At 35.0% G+C, this 12042-nt stretch carries 11 protein-coding genes; 2 read left to right on the top strand and 9 right to left on the bottom strand.

Annotated elements, in window-relative coordinates; genetic code table 11:
• Positions 1–35 precede the first annotated feature (35 nt).
• From ACNQGG_RS15915 to trmD, 7 genes are all read right to left on the bottom strand, one after another.
• Positions 36–698 (bottom strand): thiamine diphosphokinase, encoded by a 663-nt coding sequence (locus ACNQGG_RS15915; protein WP_417965615.1) that lies wholly within the window; start codon positions 696–698, stop codon positions 36–38.
• A 192-nt stretch (positions 699–890) separates the two neighbouring features.
• Positions 891–1712, bottom strand: a complete 822-nt coding sequence (locus ACNQGG_RS15910; protein ID WP_417965613.1) for a DUF4249 domain-containing protein — start codon at positions 1710–1712, stop codon at positions 891–893.
• Between the two features lie 5 nt (positions 1713–1717).
• On the bottom strand, positions 1718–4099 hold the full coding sequence (locus ACNQGG_RS15905) for a TonB-dependent receptor (protein ID WP_417965611.1): 2382 nt from the start codon (positions 4097–4099) through the stop codon (positions 1718–1720).
• A 144-nt stretch (positions 4100–4243) separates the two neighbouring features.
• Positions 4244–6484: an NADP-dependent isocitrate dehydrogenase gene (locus tag ACNQGG_RS15900; protein ID WP_417965609.1), complete on the bottom strand. Its 2241-nt coding sequence runs from the start codon at positions 6482–6484 to the stop codon at positions 4244–4246.
• 268 nt (positions 6485–6752) lie between these two features.
• Positions 6753–7103, bottom strand: coding sequence for a 50S ribosomal protein L19 (gene rplS, locus ACNQGG_RS15895; RefSeq protein ID WP_416843693.1), 351 nt, complete (start codon positions 7101–7103; stop codon positions 6753–6755).
• Positions 7104–7266: 163 nt separating this feature from the next.
• Positions 7267–7635, bottom strand: coding sequence for a four helix bundle protein (locus ACNQGG_RS15890; RefSeq protein WP_417965607.1), 369 nt, complete (start codon positions 7633–7635; stop codon positions 7267–7269).
• A 284-nt stretch (positions 7636–7919) separates the two neighbouring features.
• Positions 7920–8597 (bottom strand): tRNA (guanosine(37)-N1)-methyltransferase TrmD, encoded by a 678-nt coding sequence (gene trmD / locus ACNQGG_RS15885; protein ID WP_416856786.1) that lies wholly within the window; start codon positions 8595–8597, stop codon positions 7920–7922.
• A gap of 328 nt (positions 8598–8925) precedes the next feature.
• Here trmD and ACNQGG_RS15880 point away from each other — a divergent pair, with 328 nt between their 5' ends.
• A complete protein-coding gene (locus ACNQGG_RS15880; RefSeq protein WP_417965605.1) occupies positions 8926–9858 on the top strand; it encodes a peptidylprolyl isomerase in 933 nt (310 codons plus the stop codon).
• Positions 9859–9958: 100 nt separating this feature from the next.
• On the opposite strand, the gene ACNQGG_RS15875 is transcribed toward ACNQGG_RS15880, so the two are convergent.
• Positions 9959–10858, bottom strand: a complete 900-nt coding sequence (locus ACNQGG_RS15875; RefSeq protein WP_417965603.1) for an alpha/beta fold hydrolase — start codon at positions 10856–10858, stop codon at positions 9959–9961.
• A gap of 170 nt (positions 10859–11028) precedes the next feature.
• Complete coding sequence (locus ACNQGG_RS15870) at positions 11029–11583, bottom strand: thioredoxin family protein (RefSeq protein WP_417965601.1); 555 nt, start codon at positions 11581–11583, stop codon at positions 11029–11031.
• Between the two features lie 120 nt (positions 11584–11703).
• Here ACNQGG_RS15870 and ACNQGG_RS15865 point away from each other — a divergent pair, with 120 nt between their 5' ends.
• The gene (locus tag ACNQGG_RS15865; protein ID WP_417965599.1) at positions 11704–12039 is read left to right on the top strand and encodes a tRNA-binding protein; all 336 of its coding nucleotides are present in this window, start codon (positions 11704–11706) and stop codon (positions 12037–12039) included.
• Positions 12040–12042 lie beyond the last annotated feature (3 nt).

Here is a 12042-nt window from a genome sequence, read left to right as displayed (position 1 = left end):
ATTATAAGTTGGGATTATAAATAGGTTTTTCGGTATTAATCAATGCATTCCATCAACAGTAAATCGCCTTCACTATGTTCAATTGTAACGATGCCGTCCTTGATGACATGATTGCTGCTTCCGGTTCTATAGCCTATAGTTAGGCTGTCATCTTTTAAAGGATAAAATAAATTATCAGAATGAATTCCGGTAACATGTCCAATGGGTATTAGCGAAATGGGAGTATTTGAGGTGTACCATTTTTCGAATTTGTTAGGCAATAAAAATATCTTTGAATGGTCGTCTAAAATCACAATTTTCAATAGATTTCTGTATCGAACTATATTGGTAAGATTGGTAATGGTATGATCGGCTCTTCTTCCTGTTGCCCAAACGACATTTACAGCTGGGATTTTTCGGTGAATTAAATAATCAAAAGCTTTTTCTAAATCGGTTTTATTTTGATCTGGTGCATGGATAATCTCAATTGGATACTGCGAAGTTTGGTATTGCTCCGGATCGAATCCTCTGTCAAAATCCCCTAAAAGGACATCCACTTTTATGTCTAATTGCATAACTCTTTCCATGGCCGAATCTAATACAATTACCAGAGGGGACCATTCTAATAATTGTCCTAATAATTCTGGATTGCAGGATGCACCATTGGCAATTATTAAAGCCGGTTCTTGGTCGTCTCGAACGATGTGATGTGAGGACATGAAGTTTTTTGATTTAGGAATTTTGAATTTAGATTTCAGATTCTAAATTTGTTGTAAATGTATGAAAAATCTAAAATCTAAATTCAAAATTCCTAAATCTAAAATCCATAGTCCGGATTACTTTACTATACTTTTATTTTCATCGGAGTTCAGTGAACTTCGTTTGTGATGGATAGCTGGATTGGCTCCTAATTACTTAATTGTATAATTTTTAATATCAACTTCGCTAAGTGAAAAATAACCCAATGGATAATTTATTGAATTTGTGGTGTTGATTATATTTCCTCTTACCGTTGCTGGAGGGGATTGAAACGGACCTCCGCCGTTATTGCCTGCGATGCTTACTAAAACGATCATGTAATTGTAATAGGATTTTGAAATTCCATAATGACTGACTTCTATAACATCATCTGATTTTAAATCATCCTTTTGGGAAATACTAAAGAATTTATTTCCATCAAAGAACTCATCTTGATCCACGTAAAAATTAGATTTAACCTCATTAGAATAGATGTATCTGTACAAATAATAATTAGCTTCGTTGGCTGGATCCGTGTAATACGATTTGATTTCTTTATTTTTCCCGGTAAAGCCTCCTTCGTTATTTTGAATAATTTCAGTTATTTGTGCCACTGATTTTAATATTTCGGAGGCTTTGTATGTTACGCCTTCACTAATAACGGTTAAGGTGTAGGATTGATTGATGACTGGGATGAAATTGTTGCAGGTGTATTCTCCTTTGGTAGCTGATTCGGTAAATTGAAATGTAGTATTAGTGCTATTTTTAATGAAAATAGTGGCTCCGGAAACTGTTGGAATTTCGGTGCCGAAATAATCGGTGGTTGTGGTTAGTTTAATTTTTTGTTGGTTTCCATCTGTTCCTTTTTTCCAATTTATGGAAGCCTCAATAACTAGTCTTGGCGGTGCGGTATTTAGAGCTATTGGAACCACATCTTGGCAACTATTTAAAAAAAGTGCGACTGCAATCCCCAAAATATATATTATTTTTCTCATAATCATTAAAATTTGAAGTTATAGCTAACTGCAGGAACCACTCCAAAGATGGAAGTTTTAACAGCCTCATTAGTACCGGTATCTATATTTTGTCTGAAATTGATTGAAGCGGCATTTTTTCGGTTATACAAATTGTAAATGCTGAAAACCCATTCTCCCTTCCAGTTTCTGTCGTTGTTTTTGCGAGGGGTCAATGTTGCTGCAATGTCGAGATGATGATAAGCCGGAAGTCGGTTTTCGTTTCTTAAACCATAACTGGGAACGGTTACCCCAAGGTATTCGTATTGTCCATTTGGATACGTTACGGGTTGTCCGGTTTGTAATGCGAAATTAGCTCCAAATGACCACTTTTCGTTTAAATTATAAGAACTGGTAATAGCAATATTGTGCAGCTTGTCATAAACAGAATTATACCAATTTCCGTTGTTGATTCCTGTTTCGATTGGCGTTCTTCCCGGAGTTTGTTGTTCGGATTTAGATAAAGTATAGGAAATCCAACCGCTCAATTTTCCTTCGTTTTTACGGAACATGATTTCCAAACCGTAAGATCTTAATTGACCGTTTAAAATTATCTGCTCGATTGCTTTATTCGCAATTAAATCAGCGCCATCAATATAATCCAATCTGTTTTTTACTTTTTTATAATACGTTTCTACTTCTAAAGAATAGACTCCTTCTTTAAAATTTTTAAAATATCCCAAAGCCACTTGATCCGCAATTTGAGGTTTGATGAAATTATCACTTGGTGTCCAGACATCAAGGGGAGTAGGAGAGGAGGTATTGGAAATCAATTGTAAATATTGTACCATTCTGTTGTAACTGGCTTTTACAGATTGTTCATCGTTGATTTGATACGCCAATGAAAAACGAGGTTCCAAATAATTATAGCTTTTTAGGACTTTATTTTTCTCATAAAACTGGGTGCTTATTGGCGTCGCTTTTTCATAAATCTGTAAATCAGGATTGAAGGTTACAGGATTATTATCAGCATAAATATTTACAGTAGATTGCCCTAAACGGTAAAACATACTGTAACGAAGTCCATAAGAAAGAGCAATTTCATCTGATAGTTTATGATCCGCATTCATATATAAGGCTGGTTCGAATGCGTATTTTTTATCCAATTGATCAAAATTAATTCCAGATTCCATATCAGATGGTTTTATAGTTCCTGGATTAAAATCGTAGTAAATAGCGCTTACGCCATAATTTAATTTAAATGTATCAGAAATATAATTCTTGAAATCGTATTTAATATTGTAATTCTTGATTCCAGAATCCCATTTGAAACCTACGAAATCCAAATCCAATCCGTAATAATAGTCACTGTAGATTAACGATAAATTCGAAAATAATTTATCTGAAAATAAATGATTCCAGCGTAAGTTTAGAGTGGAGTTTCCATAAATATTAGTAAAGCTTTTATTTAGGCTAAAAACGTCTCTTCCAAAATATCCTGACAAATATAAATTGTTATTTGGATTCAATTTATAGCTCAACTTGGTGTTCAAATCATAAAAATAAGCGGTGTTGTTCTTTTGATCTTTGGATAGTTTCAAGAATAAATGAGCATACGAACTTCGACCGCCAATAAGGAAAGAACCTTTGTCTTTCACTAATGGTCCTTCGGCCAAAATTCTACTGGAGATTAATCCAATTCCTCCATTCACGTGAAATCCTTTACTGTTGCCATCTTTTTGATAAATGTCCAAAACTGAAGAAGCCCTTCCTCCAAAACGAGCCGGAATTCCACCTTTGTATAACTTTAAATCCTTTATCGCATCAGGATTGAAAACGGAGAAAAAACCAAAAACATGGGAGGAGTTATAAATAGTTGCTTCGTCCAACAGAATTAAATTTTGGTCTGCACCACCGCCACGTACATTGAAACCTGATGCGCCTTCGCCAGCATTAGTAACTCCGGGAAGTAATAAAATAGATTTGAGAACATCCACTTCACCAAGTACAGCCGGCATTTTTTTAATAGCAAAAATAGAGAGTTTGTTAACACTCATTTCTGGTTTCCGAATATCAGTTTTCGTTTTAGTATCAGTAATAACTACTTCTTTTAAAGCTGTTTCATTGCTTAATAATTTAAAGTTGTTTTTTGTGTTTTGGTCTAGATTTATGGATTCTTCAATAGTTTGATATCCTAAATAGGTGATTTGAACAATGTAATTTCCTTTTGGTACTGTAATCGAGTAAAAGCCATATTCATTGGTGGTCACGCCAGTTTTTAATTCTGGGATAACGATGTTTACGCCAATCAAAGTTTCGTTGCTGTTAGCATCAATAATAATTCCGCTGAGTGTGAATTTTTGTTGAGCGAAGGAAGAAATAGTGATTAATAATAGAATTAAAAAAGCACTTATTTTTTTTGGGGTCATTGTTTTGTTTTTTTCTAAATGAAGAAATACAAATTACACAAAATAGAGTGTCAATTAGTGTATAACAAATGTTAACGTATTGCTAAGGTAAAAAAAAAAGACGACCGTTTCCAGTCGTCTTTTTTACTATATGAAATTACTTTATTAAGCGATTTTTGCAGGAATAGCGATTCTGTTTAAAATAGTATTAAATGTTTCACTTGGACGCATTGCTTTTTCAGTCAATTCAGGATTTGGTTGGTAATGACCACCAATAGCTTGAGGTTTACCTTGTGCTCCAATTAACTCTGCATTGATTTTGGCTTCGTTTTCTTTGAACTCCACTGCAATAGGAGTAAAGATAGCTTTCAATTCGGCATTTTTATCTTGCGCTGCTAATGCTTCTGCCCAGTACATTGCCAAGTAAAAATGAGAACCACGGTTGTCAATTCCTCCAAGTTTACGAGCTGGGGATTTATCATTTGCCAAGAATTTCTCTGTAGCTACATCAAGAGTTTCAGCTAAAATAATTGCTTTAGAATTATTCAAAGTCTGGCCTAAATGTTCTAATGAAGCACCTAAAGCTAAGAACTCACCTAGAGAATCCCAACGTAAATAACCTTCTTGTGTAAATTGTTCGACATGTTTTGGAGCTGATCCGCCTGCACCAGTTTCAAACAAACCTCCACCATTCATTAATGGAACGATAGATAACATTTTAGCTGATGTTCCTACTTCCAAAATAGGAAATAAGTCAGTTAAGTAATCACGCAATACATTTCCTGTTACAGAAATAGTATCAAGTCCTTTAATGATTCTTTCTAATGTGAAGTCAGTTGCTTCAATAGGATTAAGGATGCGAATGTCTAAAGCTGTTGTATCGTAATCTTTTAAATATTTTGTTACTTTTTCGATTAACTCTCTATCATGCGCTCTGTTTTCGTCTAACCAAAAAACGGCTGGAGTATTGGATAAACGAGCTCTGTTTACAGCTAATTTAACCCAGTCTTGAATCGGAGCATCTTTTGCCTGACACATTCTGAAAATATCTTTTGCTTCAACTGCTTGTTCCATTAAAACGTTTCCATTAGTATCTACAACACGAACAACGCCGTCTGCACTCATCTGGAATGTTTTGTCATGTGAACCGTACTCTTCGGCTTTTTGTGCCATCAAACCTACGTTTGGAACACTTCCCATAGTTGTTGGGTCAAAAGCACCATGTTTTTTACAAAAATCAATAGTAGCAGTATAAATTCCAGAATAGCATCTGTCTGGGATAATGGCTATAGTATCTTGTTGTTTTCCGTCCTTATTATACATTTGTCCCGAAGTACGAATCATTGCCGGCATAGATGCATCCACAATCACATCCGAAGGAACGTGAAGATTAGTAATCCCTTTTTCAGAATTTACCATGGCCAATGCAGGTCCGTTTTCTATTGCTTGGTTTATTGCAGCTTCCACTTCAGCTTGCATAGGATGTCCTGCAATTTTTGCATATACATCACCTAAACCATTTCGGGTGTCAATATTCAATTCATTAAATAAAGCGGCGTATTTTTCGAAAACAGCGGCGAAATAAACTTCTACGATGGCACCAAAAATAATTGGATCAGAAACTTTCATCATCGTAGCTTTCAAGTGAACCGAAAGTAAAACGTTTTGCTCTTTGGCTGCTGCGATTGTTTTAGCAACAAAACTTTTCAAAGCATTCAAGTTCATAACAGAACTATCGATTATTTCGCCTGCTTTTAATGGAGTGCTTACTTTCAAAACAGTAGTTGAACCATCTTTGCCAACAAATTCTATTTTTACATCAGTAGCATCGGCAACTGTGATTGATTTTTCACTTCCGTAAAAATCACCACTTTCCATAGAAGCTACTTGTGTTTTTGAGTCAGATGACCAAGCTCCCATTGAATGTGGGTTTGCTTTAGCGTAATTTTTAACCGCTTTAGGAGCTCTACGATCCGAATTTCCTTCACGTAAAACTGGATTTACAGCAGAACCTAAAATTTTTGAATATTTAGCTTTGATTGTTTTCTCCGCTTCGTTTTGCGGTTCTTCAGGGAAGTCCGGCAAATTATAACCATGAGATTGTAATTCAGCAATTGCCGCTTTTAATTGAGGAACAGATGCCGAAACATTTGGTAATTTTATAATGTTAGCTTCTGGAGTTGTTGCTAATTGTCCAAGTTCTAATAAAGCATCTCCTGTTTTTTGATCTTCAGTCAAAAACTCTGGAAAGTTTGCTAAAATTCTTGCAGCTAAAGAAATATCTCTAGTTTCAATTTCAATATCAGAAGTTGATGTAAATGCTTGTACAATAGGTAGAAATGAATAAGTTGCCAATAAAGGCGCTTCATCAGTAAGGGTGTAAAAAATTTTTGATTTCTGTGTCATTTTTTTATTTTTATAATCGAATCACGGTTAAATGTAGCTTAAGTAAGGTGTTTCACTTGAAATAAGGCGGACAAATATATGAAAATCAGATGTAATAGAAGGCGCATTTTATATAGAAAAATACGAATTTTTAGATTACTAACTAGTTATTCTGAATTTGTTAATTTTATAAACCCTTAAATCCTAAATTATGAATTTATATGGGAAAAAATTAGCAAAAAAAAGTCCCAACATTGTTGGGACTTTTTTATAGTAAAGAGACAGTTGACTATCTTCTTTTGTCTTTAATTTTAGCTTTTTTACCAGTAAGTTCTCTGAAGTAGAAAATTCTAGCTCTACGAACTGCACCTTTTTTGTTGATTTCAACTTTTTGTAAAGCAGGTAAGTTTACTGGGAAGATACGCTCTACTCCAATAGCACCTGACATTTTACGAATAGTAAAAGTTTCTGTGTTACCAGAACCTCTTCTTTGAATAACAACTCCTTTAAAAAACTGTGTTCTAGTTTTTTCACCCTCTCTAATTTCGTAGTAAACTGTGATAGTATCACCAGCTCCAAAAACAGGAAAATCTTTTCTAGCTACTAATTCGTCTTGAACGAATTTCATTAAATCTGCCATGATAATTTTAATTATGGTTTTTATTAAATCAACATTCACGGATCTCGCCAGAGGTTAATCTAATCTGGGCGCAAAAGTACAACTTTTGTTTTAATCTACAAGTTTTTTTAGTCAGTTTTCAGTCGCAGTTTCAGTCTCAGTATATTTCGACTAAAAGAAATGACTAAATTTTACATCCAAATTTGTCAGGGTTATTAATCATATAATTAATTAGTCTTCCAATTTCAATAGTTTTGTTATTCAAATCATTATAGGTTTCAATATTTATATATTCGCATTTTAAAGAAAATTCCAGCCAGACATTTGTTTCTGAATTTTCAGCATCACTGTCTGTTAATTTGCTGATGAAATGATTAATATAACGTCTTTTTCTATATGCCTCAGCAATGTTTGCGGAAACACTTCTCGAAGAACGTCGAATTTGATCTGTGAGGGAATGTTTTTCTTCTTTTGGAAAAGATTTCGATAAGATAAAAATGTCCATTGCTAACTGAAACGACTTTTGAAATGCTAATAATTCTTTAAAATCCATGTTGTGTATTTAAGTTTTTAGTCCCAGTTTCCAGTCCCAGTTTTCAGAGATTACAAATTGTGCTTTGAAAACTGCGACTGTGACTGAAAACTTTTTTATTCATTCCTCCACTGAAAACTGAAAACTGCGACTGAAAACTTTTTTATTCATTCCTCCACTGAAAACTGCGACTGCGACTGAAAACTTTTTTATTCATTCCTACGCTGAAAACTAAAAACTGCGACTGAAAACTTTTTTATTCATTCCTACACTGAAAACTGAAAACTGCGACTGAAAACTGAAAACTACTCCTCCAGCAAATCCGGTCTTCTGGTCTTAGTATGTTCATACGCCATATCTTCCCGCCATTTATCTATTTTGGCAAAATTTCCGCTAGTCAAAACATCAGGAACTTTCCATCCGTTATAATCTGCTGGGCGTGTGTAAATAGGTCCGGATAATAATCCATCCTGGAAACTATCCGTCAACGCTGAGGTTTCATCACTTAAAACACCCGGAATCAAGCGGATTAAAGCATCCGATAATACCAAAGCACCCAGTTCTCCACCAGACAATACATAATCACCAATCGAAATTTCCTTGGTAATAAAATGGTCGCGCACCCGTTGATCTACACCTTTATAATGTCCGCAAAGGATAATAATATTTTCATACATCGACATCGTGTTCGCCATTTTCTGATTCAGGGTTTCCCCGTCTGGCGACATATAAATGATTTCGTCATACGTTCTTTCGCTTTTCAAATGCGTAATGCAAGCATCAATGGGCTGCACTGTCATCACCATTCCGGCACCGCCGCCATACGGATAATCGTCCACACTTTTCTGTCTGTTTGTGGTATAATCCCGTAAATTATGAAAATGGACTTCCACCAATCCTTTGTCGATGGCACGTTTCATGATCGAAGCCTCAAACGGACTTCGTAATAATTCTGGCAGAACGGTAACAATATCAATGCGCATAATTTTAAATCTTAGTTGGAAAGGTGCAAAGGTACAAAGTTTTTGAGACTCAAAATTTCCAAATAAGCGAATAACCAAATAAGCGATTAAACTTTTCATCAGGAGCTATTTCCAGCTTTTCACTCTATCTTTCCTTGCTTAAAGAAAGCAAGGAAAGGATGCCGTTTCAATCTGGGCTAGGATTTTGTGGAATTAGGAGGTTTTAATTTAAAATACGTTCTAAATTACATTCCTGTTTAAACCCCAAAACTTTCAAATAACCAAATCCGCAAATTCCCTTTTTAAAATTAATTTCGTAAATTTGCCCTTCAATAAAAATTATACAAAAATGGAAAACGGAATATATGCTAAATTCAACACCACAAGAGGTGCTATTTTAGTAAAACTAGAGCACGAATTAACACCGGGGACAGTTGGGAACTTCGTAGGATTGGCAGAAGGAAACATAGAAAATAAAGTAAAACCACAAGGGGTTAAGTTTTATGACGGATTAAAATTCCACAGAGTAATTCCTGATTTCATGATTCAAGGTGGTTGCCCACAAGGAACAGGTACTGGAGACCCAGGGTATAAATTTGATGATGAATTTCATCCAAGTTTGAAACACAACCGTCCGGGAATTTTGGCTATGGCTAATTCAGGACCTGGAACTAATGGTTCTCAATTTTACATTACACACATTCCAACAGAATGGTTGGACAACAAACATACTGTTTTTGGACATGTAGTAGAAGGTCAGGATGTTGTCGATGCGGTACAGCAAGGGGATGTTTTGGAATCTTTAGAAATTATCAGAGAAGGAGAAGAAGCTAAAAATTGGAATGCAATTGAAGCTTTTATCACTTTCAAAGGGTCACGTAATAAACGTGATGCCGCTTTAAAAGCAGATGCTGAAGCAGCTATGGAAAAACTGGCTGCAGGTTTCGAAAAAACAGAAAGTGGTTTGCGTTACCAATTCATCCAAAGAGGGGAAGGTAAAAAAGCAGAAAACGGGAAAACTGTTTCGGTACATTACACAGGACAACTTCCAGATGGTAAAGTTTTTGACAGTTCATATCCTCGTAAAAAACCAATCGAATTTCCATTAGGAAAAGGAAACGTTATTGAAGGTTGGGATGAAGGAATTGCGTTGTTGCGCGTAGGTGACAAAGCACGTTTCGTGATTCCAGCTCATTTAGGTTACGGATCTCGTGGTGCTGGAGGAGCAATTCCACCAAATGCTACATTGATTTTTGACGTAGAATTAATGGACGTAAAATAATCTAATTCAGATCACTGGTTTCAGTTGTCAGATAAAATTAAAAAACCCAAAACGAATAGTTTTGGGTTTTTTTGTGCAAATATTTTAAGGAATTCCTTATTTAGTTTTCTGAATTTAAAAATTCAAGCAAATCCTTGTTTAATTTGTCTTTTTCAATATAAAATAAACCATGTGGCGCTCCTTCATAAACAATAAATTTATTATCGGGGATTAGTTTTGTTGCTATTTCAGAAGTGATTTCAATAGGGACGGTTTTATCCTCATCGCCATGAATAATTAATGTGGGCACATTTACTGAAGCCATTTCTCTACGAAAATCGGTAGTGGAAAATGACTTGGCACACTCTAAAGTCGCGCGTGGTGACGCTAAAGAACACAGCATTCTATAATAATCTAATAAGGGAGTGCTGATGGGTTTGCTGATGAAACTCACTCCGAAAAATGTTTTCCCAAAACTATCCAGAAATCCAATTCGGTCGTCTTTAATTTGTTCCGCCATACCATCGTATTTTTCTTGTGGAACACCATCTGGATTAGAATCTGTTTTCAATTGAAATGGAGTTACGGAAGATATTAATACCGCTTTTGAAACTCCTTTTCCACCATGACGACTAAAATAACGTACAACTTCGCCGCCTCCCATAGAAAATCCAACAAGCGTAGCTTCCTTTAAATCTAATTGATCAATAATAGCTTTTAAATCATCTGTCAAAGTATCATAATCATAGCCATTCCATGGTTGTGAGGATTTTCCAAAACCGCGACGGTCATAAGCAATAACTCTAAAATTATTTTGAACCAAAGTATCAATTTGATATTCCCACATTTCATTAGATAGTGGCCAGCCATGAATAAGGATTACTGGCTTTCCTTCACCATAATCTTTTACATATAGTTTTACATTTGGTGCTGTTACAATGTATTTATCCGTGGACATTTTCGATCCAGAAAAATTATCTTCACTAAGTGATTCGCTTCTGTTAATTTGATTTGTTTCCATAATATGTACTGTTTTTCAAGATGAATTTAGTATTACTAGTCTTGTAAAATTAGATGTATTTGACAAAAATGGTATTATAGAATTTCTATAAATAGTTGTAACTTTTTTGTTTTTGCAACAAATAAAAAAATTATCCTATTGTAAGTCAGTGTGTTTTGTGTAAAATGGAATTATTTCCATTTTACATTACAGCCTATACTTGGTTTTTGATTGGGATTAATTATCCGATTATAAACCACGCCGTCAATCGCACCACGCAAATCGTTTCCACTAAGCGGAATTCCATTTCCCGGCCGGCTGTCGTCTAACTGACCGCGATAGACTAATTTATTTTGGTCATCAAACAGGAAAAAATCAGGTGTGCAAGCTGCGTCGTATGCTTTAGCAACTTCTTGTGTTTTGTCATATAGATACGGAAATTCCATTTTGTTTTCGAAAGCGAATTCTGTCATCAATTCCGGGGCATCTTCTGGATGTTTTGAGATATCATTGCTGGAAATGGCAATAACTCCTATTCCCTGAACGCGATAATCATTAGCAATCATAACAATTTCTTCAATTACATGGCGCACAAACGGGCAGTGATTACAGATGAATAGTACCAAAGTTCCTTTTTCGCCTTTTAAATCTGAAAAGGAAAACCATTCGTTTGAATTGGTGTCTTTCAAATAAAATTCTGGAGCAACAGTTCCAAGTGATACCATTTTTGAAGCAGTTTTTGACATTGAAGTTTTTCTCGTTTAGAATTTAAGGTTTAAAGTTAAGAAAAAAGGATTGTGTTTTAAATTTAATATGCTATTTTAGATTATAAAATAGTTTGTTAATAACTTTAAGCTTAAATAAAAATGATGCTAACTTGGTCCGAATTTGAAAGAGTAGAAATGCGCGTGGGAACTATCTTAGAAGTAAATGACTTTCCCGAAGCTAGAAAACCCGCCTATCAGTTAACAATAGATTTTGGTCCAGAAATCGGAATCAGGAAAACTTCCGCGCAAATCACCCAACGCTATCAAAAAGATGATTTGCTCAACCGACAAATTGTTGCTGTGGTCAATTTTCCTAAGAAACAAATTGGAAAATTCATGAGTGAATGTCTCGTTCTAGGTGCAGTAGGAGGTGAGGGAGATGTTGTTTTATTGGCTCCTGATTTTAAAATTGAAAATGGATTACAAATTGGGTAAAAA

Origin of the sequence: Flavobacterium esculini (genome assembly GCF_048284325.1) — a bacterium.
Classification (GTDB): Bacteria; Bacteroidota; Bacteroidia; order Flavobacteriales; family Flavobacteriaceae; genus Flavobacterium.
The sequence above is the reverse complement of the archived record's forward strand: the minus strand, read 5'-3'. Positions and strand labels throughout refer to the sequence as shown.

Bases quoted from the DNA above. Each gene is read 5' to 3' on its own strand.
- ACNQGG_RS15915 (WP_417965615.1), bottom strand. From the start codon at position 698: ATGTCCTCACATCACATCGTTCGAGACGACCAAGAACCGGCTTTAATA.
- ACNQGG_RS15910 (WP_417965613.1), bottom strand. From the start codon at position 1,712: ATGAGAAAAATAATATATATTTTGGGGATTGCAGTCGCACTTTTTTTA.
- ACNQGG_RS15905 (WP_417965611.1), bottom strand. From the start codon at position 4,099: ATGACCCCAAAAAAAATAAGTGCTTTTTTAATTCTATTATTAATCACT.
- ACNQGG_RS15900 (WP_417965609.1), bottom strand. From the start codon at position 6,484: ATGACACAGAAATCAAAAATTTTTTACACCCTTACTGATGAAGCGCCT.
- rplS (WP_416843693.1), bottom strand. From the start codon at position 7,103: ATGGCAGATTTAATGAAATTCGTTCAAGACGAATTAGTAGCTAGAAAA.
- ACNQGG_RS15890 (WP_417965607.1), bottom strand. From the start codon at position 7,635: ATGGATTTTAAAGAATTATTAGCATTTCAAAAGTCGTTTCAGTTAGCA.
- trmD (WP_416856786.1), bottom strand. From the start codon at position 8,597: ATGCGCATTGATATTGTTACCGTTCTGCCAGAATTATTACGAAGTCCG.
- ACNQGG_RS15880 (WP_417965605.1), top strand. From the start codon at position 8,926: ATGGAAAACGGAATATATGCTAAATTCAACACCACAAGAGGTGCTATT.
- ACNQGG_RS15875 (WP_417965603.1), bottom strand. From the start codon at position 10,858: ATGGAAACAAATCAAATTAACAGAAGCGAATCACTTAGTGAAGATAAT.
- ACNQGG_RS15870 (WP_417965601.1), bottom strand. From the start codon at position 11,583: ATGTCAAAAACTGCTTCAAAAATGGTATCACTTGGAACTGTTGCTCCA.
- ACNQGG_RS15865 (WP_417965599.1), top strand. From the start codon at position 11,704: ATGATGCTAACTTGGTCCGAATTTGAAAGAGTAGAAATGCGCGTGGGA.